Genomic DNA, 13,380 nt, shown 5'->3' on the forward strand with positions numbered 1-13,380 from the left:
GCCGGTTGATTCCTTTCCCCATCGAGCAAGGAGAAGTGCGATGAGCGAGCGTGAAACAACGGCCGAAGGCGATTCGAGGTTGTCCCGGCGGCACGTGCTCGCGCTCGCGTCGGCCGCGGTGATCATCGGAACGGCCGGAGGGTGGCCGGTGGCCGCCGCCGCGCCCGGCCCCGGGGATCCGGCGAAGCGGTTCGCCGAGCCGCGCCCGGACTCGCGGCCCACCGTGCTGTGGTTCTGGAACGGCACCGTCACCACGGACCTCGTGGCCGCCGGGCTGGCTGACCTGCGCGGCAAAGGCATCCACGAGGTGTTGGTGTTCCCGTTCGAAACCGCGGCGCTGAAGCCGGCGTTCTTCACCGAGGACTGGTTCACGCTCCTCGAATTCACCCTGCGCGAAGCCCAGCGCCACGGCATGCACCTGTGGCTGTTCAACGACGACTACTTCCCGAGCGGCCGCGCCGGCGGCCTCGTCGTCGACGGCGGGAAGGTCGGCGACCGGATCTACCAGCCGCGTCCGGACCTGCGGCTCAAGGGCGTCGGGCACCAGGTCCTGACCGTCACCGGCGGCGTTCCGGTGCCCCTGGTGAGCCGGGGGCTCTCGGTGGCGGACGGCCGGTTGCTGGTCGACGCCGCCGCCCGCGACGGCGTGACGCTGCTGCGCGAGGGCGCGCACTGGCAGGACTACGACGTCGTCGCGGAGGTCCGCGTCGACAGCGCCACGGCCGGACTGATGGTCCGCAGCGCCGACGAGGGCAACGGCGTCCTCGCCGACCTGCGCTCCGACGGTGCCGTGGACGTCTGGCAGCAGACCGGCGGCGCGTTCAGCCTGGTCCGGAGCGGTTCGCCGGTGCCGGGATTCGACGCGGCCGCGGAGCACGAGCTGGTGGTGCGCGTCCGGGGGACGACGTTGACGGTGTCGCTCGACGGCACTGCCCAGGCTCCGGCCGACGTGCGGTACGCCACCGGCCGGGTCGGCGTGCGCGCGGTCGCGACCCAGCGGTCGTCCTGGAACAGCCTGACCGTGCGCGATCCGGACGGCCGGGTGCTGTACGCCGAAACGTTCGACAGCGCGGCCGCACTCGACGCCTTCGACCTGCCCGCGACCGGCGTGCCACTGGTCGCCGCGGCCGCCCGGCCGGAGTCGTCGGCCGACCCCGCTTCGCTGGTGGACCTGACCGGGCCGGCCCGCGCGGGCGCCACGTGGACCCCGCCGGCCGGGCGCTGGCGGCTGGACCTGTTCACCGTCCGGCCGCTGAGCACCCCCACCGGCAGCGGCCGCGCCTACCTCGACCTGCTCGACGACGAGGCGGTGCGGCTGTTCGTGGACGCCGTGCCGGGTGAGTACGTGCGCCGGTTCCCGTGGGCGGCCGGGGCGGTCCTGCGCGGCTTCGCCGACGACGAGCCCTACCTGGCCTCGGCCGACGGCCCCTTCAACACCGTCCCCTGGTCCCCCACGCTGGACGCGGAATTGCGCGTGCTCGGCACGACACCGGGAATCGCGCTGACCGCGGTGCACGACAACGAGCTCGGCCCGGCCGGTCTCCGGCTGCGCGGACTCTTCTGGCGCGCCGTCAGCAACCGGTTCGCGGCCGCGTACTACCGGACCCAGGGCCGCTGGATGGCCGAGCACGGCCTGAAGCTGATCTCGAACCCGCTGTGGGACGAGTACGGTCCGGGCGAGCAGCTGCGCAGCTCCGGCAACCTGAACACCAACAACCAGTGGGCGCAGGTCCCGGGCACCGACCTGATCTTCGACCACTACCAGCGCGGCTACCACCGGACGCTGTCCCGGTGGCCGGCCAGCACCGCGCACCAGCTCGGGCTGGAGCGGGTGTACCTGGAGGCGATGGGCGCCACCGGCTGGGCGGTCACGCCGGCGCTGGTCCGCGAGGTCGTCGGGGCCTTCGCCGTGCGCGGGGTCAACCACACGCTGCTGCACGCGCGGTTCAGCGACGAGAACCAGATCGTCTACCCTCCCCCGTTCCAGCCGGCCAACCCCTGGTGGCCGGTGTCCACGCCGCTGAACGACTGGATCGGCAGGCTGATGGAAGCGTGCCGCGCACCCGGCCGGGCCCGGACCGCGCTGCTCCAGCCGCAACGCGCGGTCGAGTCCACTCAGGACACTCCCGCGATGGCCGCCCTCGACACGGCGTTCCTGACCACGGCGCACGCGCTGGAGGACGTCCAGGTCGACTTCGACTTCCTTGACGAAGGCGCGCTCGACGCCGACCCCGCCCTGGTGGCGCACGCCCGGCCGACCGGCTCGGAGCTGGTCGTGGGCCGGCAGGCCTACCGGATCGTCGTGGTGCCGCAGACGCCCGTCCTGGCGATCGGCTCGGTCCGGACCCTGATCCGCTTCGCCCGCGGCGGGGGCACGGTGATCGCCGTCGGCGAGCTGCCGGGCCGCGAAGCCGGCGGGAACGACCCTGGCCTGCGCGCCGCGCTGAACGAGCTGTTCACCGCACGCTCGGCGCTCCGGGTGGCCGACCCGGCGGCGGCTGCGGCGGCGACGGCCACCGCCGGTGGCGCGGCGGCGGTGCTGGAGCCACGCCACGACGACGTCCGGGTGCTCCGCCTCGACGGCGACGGTGGCGCGACGTTCGTGGTGCTCAACGAGCGCGGCGAGGCCGTGGACCTGACCGCGACGTTCCCGGCGACCGGCGTACCCGAGGTGTGGGACCCCGACACGGCCGGCGTGGCACCGGCGGGTGTGTGGCGGCGCGCGCCGTTCGGGGACGAGCCCCGCGGAGGCACGGCGGTGGTGCTGCGGCTGGAGCCGAAGGCGACGCTGCTGGTCGTGTTCCGCGCCGGGCCGGAACCCGCGCACGCGGTGTCCGCGTCGGCGCCGGTGGACCGCGTGCGGCTCGACGGCCGGGCCGCGACCGCCACGGTGCGGGTCACCGGGCCGGGACCGGTCACGGTGACCGCGACCGGCGGCGGGCGGGCGTTCTCCGGCACCGCAACGGTTTCCGACCCGCTCACCGCCGTCCCGCTCGGCGGCGACTGGGCGTTCCGCTTCGACCGGGCCGGGGCACCGGTGAGCACGCGCCCCCTCGGTTCCTGGACCGAGCTGGACGCGACGTACTCCGGTTCGGCCTGGTACGAAAGAGAATTCGACGTGCCCGCGGCGACCTTGGCCGGCCGCCGGTGGAGTCTCGACCTCGGCGAGGTCCACGAGGTGGCCGAACTCGAGGTCAACGGCCGGCCGTTCGAGTCACGGCTGTGGCCGCCGTACCGGTTCGACGTGACGGCCGTCCTGCGGCCCGGCCGCAACCGGATCCGCGTCCGGGTCACCAACACCGGCGCCAACACGCGCGGCCAGGCGGTCACGTCCGGCCTGCTCGGCCCGGTGACCCTGCGCCCCCACCGGCTCGTCGACGTGGCCCTGACCGCACGGTAGCCACCGGTCCGGCTCTCCGCGCCGAGGTGGCGCCCGCACCGCGATCACCTCCGCGGACGCCACCTCGGCGCCGCTGTCCGGCGGGTGGCGAGGTCGAACTCGCCGGGGCGCCGGACCGGCGCTGTGCGGGAGGGGCCGCCTACTCGGTCGTGCTCACCGGCACCAGCGTGGCCGGCGGCCTCCTGCCGAGCGCCGGCGCATCGTCCGATCAGGCCGCTTCGGCCAGCGCGGCCATCCGGTCGAGCGTGCGGCGCATGGCGCCGCGTGCCACCCGGCGGCCCAGGACGACGACCGCGCGCAGCGGCTCTTCGCTCAGGTCCCAGGTCTCGCGGACCAGGGTGGTGTCGCCGTCCGGCTCGAACTCGTACCGCCAGATCCGGCCACCGAAGACGAGGCGCCACTTGGCGGAGTCCTCGTGCGGACGGCTCTGCCAGGCGAACCGCGCACCGGGCACGGCCTCGATCACGGTGCTCGTCATGACGTACTTGCCGCCGAAGTCCATTTTCATGCTGAACCGGTCACCGACGCCGAGCGGCCGCACGGGTGAGCTGATGTCCATCGCGCCGACCAGGGAGCCTGATCCGTCGATGGTCCGGTGCTGCTCCGGATCGGCGACCATGGCGTAAAGCCGGTCGGCGGGGGCGGTGATGTGGCGCTCGACGGATTCGACCCAGCGGCTCATGCCCGCGAGCCTAACGGTCTCCCGGCCCCACGCGTCACAGCGCTGTTCCCACCGTCCGGTGGTCGGGCAACCGGAAATTGTCGGCATCGTTGCCGGTGTCTCGCAGCGCGAGCCGGCGTCCCAAGCCGGTCGAAAGGAACCGGTCGCGCAGCCAGATCGCCGCCCCGTGGGCGGGGACGAGCATCTTGACCGCCTTGCCCGCGCCCGCCTGACCGCGTTGCGCGTACGGGCGAAGACTGCTTTCGTACCGCGCGAACGCGGTCTCGAAGTCGACTCCGGCGGCCGCTATCTCGTGCGCCAGCACGTAGGCGCCCACGACAGCGGTGCCCGTTCCCATCCCGGTCAAGGTCGCTCCGCAGGCCGCGTCGCCCAGCAACACCACTCGCCCGTTCCGCCAGCGGGGGACGTCGACGCGGGCGATGGTGTCGCAGTACACGTCCGTGGCGTCCGCCAGGCCGTCCAAAAGCGACGGTACGAGCCAACCGTGCCCGGCGAACTTCTGCCGCAGTTCGTGCAGCTGTGCCTCGGGATCCAGCGGGGCGGTCTCCGCCGCGTACAGGCACAGCACGTTGGTCCGGGACGGGTCCTCCGCGTCGGGGAAGACGCTGACCAGGGTCCCGGGAGCGTTGTGGACCAGGGTCTCGCCGTGCAGGTCCGCCACCGCCGGGACGTCCCAGCCGGCGATGCGGTAGCCCAAGCCGGTGACGTAGTCCTCCTCCGGCCCGAAGGCGATCCTCCGCACTCCGGAGTGCATGCCGTCCGCACCGATCACGAGGTCGAACCGCCGCGCGGAGCCGTGCAGGAAAGTCACCTCGACGCCGTCCGCGTCCTCGGCGATGCTCGTTATCCTGTCGCCGAAGACGTATTCGACGTGTTCCCGGCTTCGCTCGTAGAGCAACCGGGACAGCGTTGAACGCGGAATCTCCAGGTCTCCCCCGGTGAATTCCGGCGGCATCGTCAGAATGGTTTCACCGGACCGGCGGACGAAGCGGGTAGTCCGGCCGCCGGTCCGGCTGCCGCGAACGGCCTCGAGAACGCCCATCCGCCGCAGCACCTCGAGGTGGGTCGCCCCGCGGAAATCGACGGCATAACCGCCGCGACGCAAGGCCGGGGCGGCCTCCACCACCGTGGTCTCGCAGCCGGAGCGGCCCAGCCAGTGGGCGAGGGCCGGGCCCGCCACACTGGCACCCGATATCAAGATTCGTTTCGGCATGCGCCGAGCATGGCAACGCGGGGCGAGCGCATCCACGGACTGCCGATCCGGGGCTACGGCGCACTCCCGGCGACGACCGTCCGGAGCCGGCCGGTCCGGCGGCGGCGCTAGCCTGGGAGCATGACGCGGCACCCACCGGAGCGGCACGTGTCCCCCGGCCTGCGGATGGACCGGCCGGCCCTCGGTGACTTCCTGCGCCGACGCCGGGAAACCCTCACCCCGGCGGACGTCGGCCTGGCCGCCGGCCGCCGGCGCCGCACCCCCGGGCTGCGCCGGGAGGAGGTCGCTCAGCTGAGCGCGATGTCGGCCAACTACTACGAGCGGCTGGAGCAGGCTCGCGGCCCGCAGCCGTCCGTGTCGGTGCTCAGTGCGCTGGCCCGGGCGCTTCGCCTCACCGGCGACGAGACCGGGCACCTCTACACCCTCGCCGGGCACGCCCCGCCCCGGCGCCCGTTCCCCCGATCCTCGGCGGCCGATCCCAGCCTGCTCACCGCGCTCCAGTCGCTGGGGCCCACGACGATCGGCCTGATCACCGACGACCTCGGCGCCGTGCTGGCCCAGAACCCGCTCAGCGCCCTGATCCACGGCTCCTTCGCCGGCCGGCCCGGCCTCGACCGGAACATCGTCTGGCGCTGGTTCACCGATCAGGCCTGGCGCGACTCCGTCGCTCCTCCCGAAGAGCAGGAGCAGACCAGCCAGGCCTACGCGGCCGACCTGCGCCTGGCCGTCGGCACGCGGGCCGCGGACCAGGCCTCCGCGCAGTTCATCGGCCGGCTGCGGGCGGCCAGCGCCTCGTTCACCGAGTTGTGGGAGCGCCACGAGGTCGGTTTGCTGCGGCCGGGCCCGAAGATCGTCCTGCACGCGCGGACCCGGCTCGAGCTGCGCTGCGCCGTGCTCCCGGGCCAGGAACCGGGCCAGCGGCTGGTGCTGTTCCGGGCCGACCCCGGCGGCCGGACGGACCGGGCGCTGGCGGCGATCCGGCCGGCCGGACGGCCGGCGCCTCAGTGGCGCTCGTGGGGGTAGTCCGGTGCGCGGTGCTGGAAGGACAGGATCGCGGGGTTGCGGATCGTGCCGTCCTGGATCTCCACCGCCCGCCGGACGGTTTCGTGGCGATCCCATGTGGAGGGTCCGGACAGGATCGCCCGCAGGTGCGGCAGCAGGGCTTCGCTGATCTCCCAGGTGGCCGAGTTCCACAGGTAGGACGGGCTGTGGTCGACGGCGTAGTAGGTGACGCCGTCGCCGACCGGGAAGGTCGGCTCGGCGAACGTCGTGGGCCGGGCCCAGCTGAAGCCCATGCCTTCGTCGCAGGAGACGTCGACGATGAGGCTGCCGGGGGCGAAGGCCGCGAGGTCCTCGTCGATGAGGAAGGTCAGGGGCGCGGCGGTGTCCTGCAGCACGCAGTTGACGACGATGTCGTGCTCGGCGAGGAACCCGGCCAGCGGTACCCGGCCGTGGTCGGTGACCGCGTGGCTGCGGCGGAGATCGCCCGGGTTGTTCGCGTCGTGGTCGATGTGCACCATCGTCGCGGAATGGATCGGTGAGCTGACCGCACTGAGGCCACGCGCGGTCAGGACGTCGACGTCGTGGATGCCGTGGGCGTTCAGCGCGGTCACCGAGCCCCGCGCCGTCGCGCCGAAGCCGATCACCACCGCCCGCAGCCGGCGGCCGTAGTCGCCGGTCGACCCGATCAGCTGCAGGGCGTGCAGAACCGAGCAGTAACCGGCCAGTTCGTTGTTCTTGTGGAAGACGTGCAGGCCGAACGAGCCGTCGCGGCGCCAGTGGTTCATCGCCTCGAAGGCGATCACGGTCAGCCGCCGGTCGATGGCCAGCTGGGTCAGCTCGACGTCCTGCACGCAGTGCGGCCAGCCCCACAGCACCTGACCGGCCCGCAGTTCGGCGACGTCCTCCCGCAGCGGCTTGGCCAGCAGGACGACGTCGCACTCGGCGAAGAGCTGCTCACGCGTGCGCAGCCCCGCGACGGCGGCCGCCAGGCTCTCGTCGGGCACGCCGAAGGGTTCGCCGTACCCGTGCTCGAGGTAGATGCTCTTCCGGAGATCGGCGTCGATCCGGTCGAGGTGGTGGGGGTGGATCGGCAGCCGCCGTTCGTTCTCTTTTCGCGAACGCGCGACAACGCCGAGACTGAGCTGGTGCACGGGTGCCCCTTTGGTAGGACCCAGTCTTAACACACCCAGCGCAGTCATCGTCTACGCTGAGTGATGTCCGACAGTGTTTCGCGCCCCCGCCGTGCCGTCGGCCGGTGTTCCTACGAGCCGAGGCGCCGGATGAGGTCGGCGGCCGCGGCGCAGGCCTCGTCGGTCACGACGTGCTCGGTCCCCGGCTCGATGGCCAGGTCCAGGCGCGCCCCGGCCGCCTCGAAGAGCCTGCCGGTTTCCACGACCCGGTACGCCGGGACCCAGGGGTCGTCCTCGATGCTCCGCAGCAGCACCGGCAGGCCGTCGAGCTCGGCGCCGGTGCGGGGTTCGATCGGGTCGGGCCCGATGAATCCGCCGGTCAACAGCACCGCGGCGCCGAGCGGGCGGGGGCGGGTGAGCAGCAGGTGCGCCAGCAGGCAGGCGCCCTGCGAGAACCCCAGCAGCACCAGGTCGGCGGCGGCCGTTCCGGCGTCGAGGAGCGTGTCGATCCGGGTCTCGATCGCCGCGAGAGCCTCGTCGAGGTGGGGCTGGTTCCCGGCGATCGGCTGCAGGAACGGCAGCGGGTACCAGCTGCCGCCCGCCGCGGCCGGCGCGACGAACCGCGCCGGCAGCGGACCGAGCCGCCCGGCGATCGCGTGCATGACCTCGGGCTCCTGCCCGCGGCCGTGCACGGCGAGCACCACGACGGACGCGTCGGCCGGTCCCCAGGTCAGGACCCGCTGACCGAGGTGGGGGTTCACCTCAGCCGTCGATCGGCTCGAGCGCCGCGAGCAGTTCGTCGCGGCGGTCCTCGAACTGCTCGGGCAGCTGGAAGCGCTGCCCCAGCTCGTGCGGTGATTCGTCGCAGTCCCAGCCGCCGTCGGCGTGGGTGACCGCCAGTTCGAACAGGGCTCCGGCCGGAGACCGGACGTAGACGCTCTTGAAGTACTTGCGGTCCTTCAGTTCCGAGATGTCGGTGTAGCCGCGGCCCTCGACCTCGAACTTCAGCTCGTCCTGGTTCTGCAGGGTGTCGGCGTTCCAGGCGAAGTGGTGGTGGGTGCCGGCCCCGTAGTGCCACGTCCCCTGCTCGTCCCTGCGGTTGACCGTGATCTCGAGGTGGTTGCCGTGGGCCTGCTTCCCGAGCTGCACCGCGATCCGGTCGCCGTCCTCGACGAGCCCCTCCTGGGCGTAGAACGTGTCGTTGGCGAACTCGACCGTGCGATCGGGCGTCGTCACGTGCACCCCGAGACCGTGCAGCCCGTGGATCGCGTACTCCGGCGGGACGCCGTGGCCGGCGTGGCCGACGCGGTCGTCACCCTCGTTCGCGACGAACACGTACTCGATGCCGCACGGGTGCTCGAACGCCAGCCGCCGCCGGCCGAAGACCTCCAGGTCGCGCACCTCGACGTCGTGCTCGGTCAGCCGCCGGTGCCAGTGGTCGAGGCTGCCTTCGGGGACCGACAGCAGCACCTCCCGGCTCTGGTTGGTGCCGCGCCTGCCGGACAGCCCGGCCTGCGCCCAGGGGAAGGTCGTGACCACGCTGGACGGGTCGCCGTTCGCGTTCGCGTAGTACAGGTGGTAGATCGGCAGCGAACCGTCGAAGAGCACGGTGCGCTTGATGAACCTCATGCCCAGCACCTTGACGTGGAAGTCGACGTCCTCCTGGGCCCGGCCGACCGACAGCGTGATGTGGTGGGAACCTTCGATGTAGGCCATGCGGGCGTCTCCTCGTCGAGCTGCGACCACTTCCGGCGCCACGCTACGAGCGCCCGGCCGCCCGGGCATCGGCGAAAAGTGCACGCCGATGTCGCGGATGTGCACAGCCGGGGCCGCGGCGTACCCTGACCGCGTTGCCCACGAGCCCCGGGAGCGGCCATGGCCGGTTCGACGAGCCTGCTGCCCACCGGCCGCGCCGTGCCCCGCACGGCCGCCAAAGTCGGCCCCGGCGTCTGGGAACAGCAGGTCAACACCGGTGTGTCGCTCCACTTCAGCTTCGAATTCGACGACCCCGGGGCCTTCGCCGGTTCCATCTCCCACCGGTCGGTGGGCGAGCTCGGCATGTTCGGCGTCGCGTGCCGCCGGCACACCGTGCACCGCCGTCCCGACGACCTGACACTCGCCGGCGACGCCTCCTTCCTGCTGACCCTGCAGCTCGCCGGGACCAAACAGGTCACCCAGGACGGCCGGTCCGCGACGCTGCGCGCCGGGGAGTTCGCGCTCTACGACTCGGAACGGCCGCTGACCCTCGACGTCAGCGACGGCTACCGGTCCGTGAACGTGCGGTTCCGCAAGGCGACGGTCGGTGCCCACGACGCGGAGGCGTTCTCCCACCTGGTGGCGCGGAAGTTCTCCACCGACCACGGCATCGCCCCCGTGGTGTGGTCGGCGATCCTCAGCCTGGGCTCGCTGGCCCCGGGACACCAGTCCGCCGGAATCCTCGTGGCGGGCAACGTGCTCGACATGACGGCGGCCATGCTGCGCGCGCACACCGGAGGCACCGGCCCGCTCGAACGCGACGACCGGGTCCGGCGCCGCCGGGCCGTGCTGGCCCACATCGACGAACGACTGTCCGATCCGGACCTGCGCGTCGACACGATCGCGGCGGCGTGCTTCGTTTCCGTGCGTCACCTGCACGCGCTGTTCGACGACACCGGCCACACGGTGACCGGCTGGATCCGCCACCGCCGCGTGGAAGCCTGCAAGCGCGACCTCGCGAACCCGGCCGCCCGTTCCGTCCCGGTCGCGGCGATCGGCGCCCGGTGGGGGCTCGGCGGGCCGTCCCACTTCGGGCAGGTGTTCAAGAACTCCGCCGGCGTGACGCCGGCGGAGTTCCGCCGGCAAGCGCTCGCCTGACGGCACCGGTGCGCCGCGGGATCAGGTGACGGTGAAGCTCGCGGCCGACAGGCGCAGGCCGTCGATGCGGAAGGTCGTGTACGACAGTCCGTGGCCGAACTCGTAGAGCGGGCCGGACTCCAGGTCGAGGTACTTCGACGTGTACTTGTTGGCCGGGTCGGCCGGGCGTCCGGTGTTCTCGTGGTTGTAGTAGATCGGGATCTGGCCGACCGCGCGCGGGAAGTTCACCGGCAGCTTGCCGCCCGGGTTCACCGTGCCCAACAGGCCCGCGCCGTGTGGCAGGAGGCCCATCGGCTGTATCGGCGGCAGGGACGTGACAAGGACGCCGAACAAGTGCGGCAGCACCTCGACAAGCCCGCCGGAGGCCGCCACGGCCACCCATCCGGGTGAAGTCCTAGCCTCGGGCCGAGGGCCCCGGCGAAGTCGAATGACCCAGTCGACCCGCGCGAGGACGCAAGCCGGCGAATCCGCGCGACTTGCCGGTCGCCGATGAAGCCAACTCAATGCCCGCAGCGGCCAACTCACCGGGAACGCGGGCGAGTTGGCCAGTCCGGGCGGCGAGTTGGCCGGACGCGACGGCGTGAAGTCGCCAACCGCACCGTGCGACGCGTCGACCCGCAGCGGGCACGGCTCTCTCGCGCGATCGGCCCGTGCCTCGGGACGGCGGCCATTGCTGCCGAATGGCCTGCTCCATCTGCCGTGCGACTTCGCGGAAGTGCAGCGTCCGGGCTTTGTCGAAATTCAACCGGTTCGCCGCGCAGTTCATTAATCGTTTTTCGCGAACCCAACCGCACTCCGCCACTCGGATCAGAGCCGTACCTGGGACGTTACGACCGTTTCCGCATCGGGACCATACCGTGACCGGGACCGGTGGCCCGGAATGAAACGTCCGGGCAGGATGCGGCGATTAGTACAGCGGGTGACCACCCCGCTACGCGAATCGGAGTAGCCGGCTGCGCTACCCGCACGAGAGCTGGTTACCCGGTTCGCGATGGGGGAACCAGGCCATTCCTGGCGGACGGGGACAAGATGCGCCGGACATTCGTCGTCGCCGACTTCGGTCGTCCTGCGGGGTACGAAGACCGGCTCAAACGGGTGCTCCACGATCTGCACGACGGCCTGGGACCGACACTCACGGCCGCGGTGCTCGGGCTCCGCGCGGCCCGGGACCTGATCGGCCGGGACCGGGCCGGCGCCGAACACCTCATGGCGCGGCTCGAGGACGAGCTCTACGGCGCGATCACCGACCTGCGCCGCATCGTGGCCGACGCGCGGCCCCCGGCGCTCGACGACGCCGGGCTCGTCCTGGCCGTGCGGCGCTACGCCGCCACCCTCACCGCCCGGGTCCCCGCGGAACACGGCCCGCTGCGCGTCGAGGTCGCGGTCCGCGGTGAGCTGCCCCCGCTGTCGGCGGAGGTCGAGGTGACCGCGTACCGGATCATCCGCGAGGCGCTGGTGAACGTCGCCCGCCACTCCGGGGCCCGGGAGTGCACCGTGCACCTCTGGCCGCTGGACGGCGATCTGCACGTGGAGGTCGTCGACGACGGGGTGGGCACCGACGGCGAGGCGTTGCCCACCGTCGGCGGAACGGGGCTGCGTTCGATGCGGGAACGCGCGGGCGACCTCGGCGGCGGCTGCCGGGTCGAGCCGGTGTCCTCCGGTGGCACGCGGATTGCCGCGTGGCTGCCGCTGGCCGCGGGGAAGTGAAGCGATGTTCGGCACGCTGCGCGTCCTCGTGGTCGACGACCACCCCGTCTTCCGGGCGGCGCTCTGCGCGATGCTCGACGCCACCGAGGGGATGGAGGTCGCCGGCGAGGCGGCCGACGGTCTGAGCGCGGTCGCCGACGCGGGCCGGCTGGAACCCGACGTCGTGCTGATGGACCTGAACCTCCCCGACCTCGACGGTGTCGAGGCGACGCGGCGGATCGTGAGCGCGAACCCGCACACCGGCGTGCTCATGCTGACCATGTTCGAGAACGAGGCCGCGGTGTTCGCGGCCATGCGCGCGGGCGCCCGCGGCTACCTGCTCAAGGGGGCGCGCAACGAGCAGATCATCCGCGCGGTCGGGGTGATCGGCGACGGCGAAGCCATCTTCAGCCCGGCGATCGCCACCCGGGTGCTGTCCCTGCTGGGCACGGCGACCCCGCGCGACGAGTCGTTCCCGAGGCTCACGCTGCGCGAAAAGGAAATCATGCTGCTCATCGCGCAGGGCATGGGGAACGCGTCCATCGCCGAGGAGCTGGTGCTGAGCCAGAAGACCGTGCGCAACCACGTGTCCCACATCTTCCGCAAACTCCGGGTCACCGACCGCGCCCAGGCCATCGCCAAGGCCAAAGAGGCCGGCATTGCCCGATCGGACTAAGGAAAGCGGGACATATCGGGACTCCATGTCCCTGGTCGGCAAGCCTCCGCACCACGATCCTTGGGGGTGGAGCGAACCGACGTCGCTCGAGGGAGGGGCTTCACCGATGATGATCACCGACCAGGTTCCGGTGCTTCTGCACGCCACCGACACCATCACCCACGCGGGCGTCACGGCCGCGCTGCGTTCACGGCCCGAAATCCGCTTCGCCGACGAGGACTCCACCGAGCCGGCCGTGGTGCTGGTCATCGTCGAGCGGCTGAACGAAGAGGCCCGGCAGCTGCTGCGCAGCCTCCAGCGCGCCGGCCACGCGGGCGTCGTCCTGGTCGCCGGGGAGGTGGAGGACTCGGAGCTGCTCGACGTCGTGGGCGACGGCGTGTCGGCGATCATCCGCCGGGCCGACGCCACCCCGGACACCCTGGTGCGGCTCGTCAAGGCCGCGGCGATCGGCGAAGGCGCGTTGCCGCCCGACCTGCTCGGCCGCCTGCTGTCCCGGGTGTCCCGGTTGCAGCGGGACGTGCTGCACCCGAACGGGTGGGACCTCGCCGGGATGTCGCAGCGGGAAACCCGGGTGCTGCGGCTGGTCGCCGACGGGTTCGAGACCAAGGAGATCGCCGACCAGCTGAGCTACTCCGAGCGGACGGTGAAGTCGATCCTGCACGACATCACCAACCGCTTCCAGCTCCGCAACCGCGCCCACGCGGTGGCGTTCGCCATGCGTGAAGGGCTGATTTAGCA

Annotated in this window: 12 protein-coding genes; 6 read left to right on the top strand and 6 right to left on the bottom strand. The window is 72.3% G+C overall.

Annotated elements, in window-relative coordinates; genetic code table 11:
* The first annotated feature begins 40 nt into the window (after positions 1-40).
* Entirely contained in the window at positions 41-3,400 is a 3,360-nt protein-coding gene (locus AB0F15_RS22955; RefSeq protein WP_360273643.1) for a glycosylhydrolase-like jelly roll fold domain-containing protein, read from the top strand.
* 208 nt (positions 3,401-3,608) lie between these two features.
* On the opposite strand, the gene AB0F15_RS22960 is transcribed toward AB0F15_RS22955, so the two are convergent.
* Complete coding sequence (locus AB0F15_RS22960; RefSeq protein WP_360273646.1) at positions 3,609-4,082, bottom strand: SRPBCC family protein; 474 nt, start codon at positions 4,080-4,082, stop codon at positions 3,609-3,611.
* Between the two features lie 34 nt (positions 4,083-4,116).
* Complete coding sequence (locus AB0F15_RS22965) at positions 4,117-5,295, bottom strand: FAD-dependent monooxygenase (RefSeq protein ID WP_360273649.1); 1,179 nt, start codon at positions 5,293-5,295, stop codon at positions 4,117-4,119.
* A gap of 120 nt (positions 5,296-5,415) precedes the next feature.
* Between AB0F15_RS22965 and AB0F15_RS22970 the strand changes: the two genes are divergently transcribed.
* Entirely contained in the window at positions 5,416-6,318 is a 903-nt protein-coding gene (locus AB0F15_RS22970) for a helix-turn-helix transcriptional regulator (RefSeq protein WP_360273651.1), read from the top strand.
* Here the strand turns inward: AB0F15_RS22970 and AB0F15_RS22975 are convergent.
* The 3 genes from AB0F15_RS22975 to AB0F15_RS22985 form a co-directional block, all read right to left on the bottom strand.
* Positions 6,297-7,448: a N(5)-(carboxyethyl)ornithine synthase gene (locus tag AB0F15_RS22975; protein WP_360273654.1), complete on the bottom strand. Its 1,152-nt coding sequence runs from the start codon at positions 7,446-7,448 to the stop codon at positions 6,297-6,299. The two genes, AB0F15_RS22970 and AB0F15_RS22975, sit on opposite strands and share 22 nt — an antisense overlap.
* Before the next feature lie 110 nt (positions 7,449-7,558).
* Positions 7,559-8,188 (bottom strand): phospholipase, encoded by a 630-nt coding sequence (locus AB0F15_RS22980; protein ID WP_360273657.1) that lies wholly within the window; start codon positions 8,186-8,188, stop codon positions 7,559-7,561.
* Between the two features lies 1 nt (position 8,189).
* Complete coding sequence (locus tag AB0F15_RS22985; RefSeq protein WP_360273660.1) at positions 8,190-9,143, bottom strand: VOC family protein; 954 nt, start codon at positions 9,141-9,143, stop codon at positions 8,190-8,192.
* Positions 9,144-9,302: 159 nt separating this feature from the next.
* Between AB0F15_RS22985 and AB0F15_RS22990 the strand changes: the two genes are divergently transcribed.
* A complete protein-coding gene (locus AB0F15_RS22990) occupies positions 9,303-10,280 on the top strand; it encodes a helix-turn-helix domain-containing protein (RefSeq protein WP_360273663.1) in 978 nt (325 codons plus the stop codon).
* A gap of 21 nt (positions 10,281-10,301) precedes the next feature.
* Here the strand turns inward: AB0F15_RS22990 and AB0F15_RS22995 are convergent, their stop codons facing one another.
* Positions 10,302-10,571, bottom strand: a complete 270-nt coding sequence (locus AB0F15_RS22995; RefSeq protein WP_360273666.1) for a glycoside hydrolase family 3 C-terminal domain-containing protein — start codon at positions 10,569-10,571, stop codon at positions 10,302-10,304.
* A 738-nt stretch (positions 10,572-11,309) separates the two neighbouring features.
* Here AB0F15_RS22995 and AB0F15_RS23000 point away from each other — a divergent pair.
* From AB0F15_RS23000 to AB0F15_RS23010, 3 genes are all read left to right on the top strand, one after another.
* The gene (locus AB0F15_RS23000) at positions 11,310-11,987 is read left to right on the top strand and encodes a sensor histidine kinase (RefSeq protein ID WP_360273668.1); all 678 of its coding nucleotides are present in this window, start codon (positions 11,310-11,312) and stop codon (positions 11,985-11,987) included.
* 4 nt (positions 11,988-11,991) lie between these two features.
* Positions 11,992-12,642 carry a response regulator transcription factor gene (locus tag AB0F15_RS23005; RefSeq protein ID WP_360273671.1) on the top strand — a complete coding sequence of 217 codons (651 nt, stop codon included), beginning with the start codon at positions 11,992-11,994 and terminating at the stop codon, positions 12,640-12,642.
* A gap of 109 nt (positions 12,643-12,751) precedes the next feature.
* Positions 12,752-13,378: a response regulator transcription factor gene (locus tag AB0F15_RS23010; protein ID WP_360273815.1), complete on the top strand. Its 627-nt coding sequence runs from the start codon at positions 12,752-12,754 to the stop codon at positions 13,376-13,378.
* Positions 13,379-13,380: the final 2 nt, after the last annotated feature.

The sequence above is a fragment of the Amycolatopsis sp. NPDC026612 genome, assembly GCF_040638285.1.
Lineage (GTDB): Bacteria > Actinomycetota > Actinomycetes > Mycobacteriales > Pseudonocardiaceae > Amycolatopsis.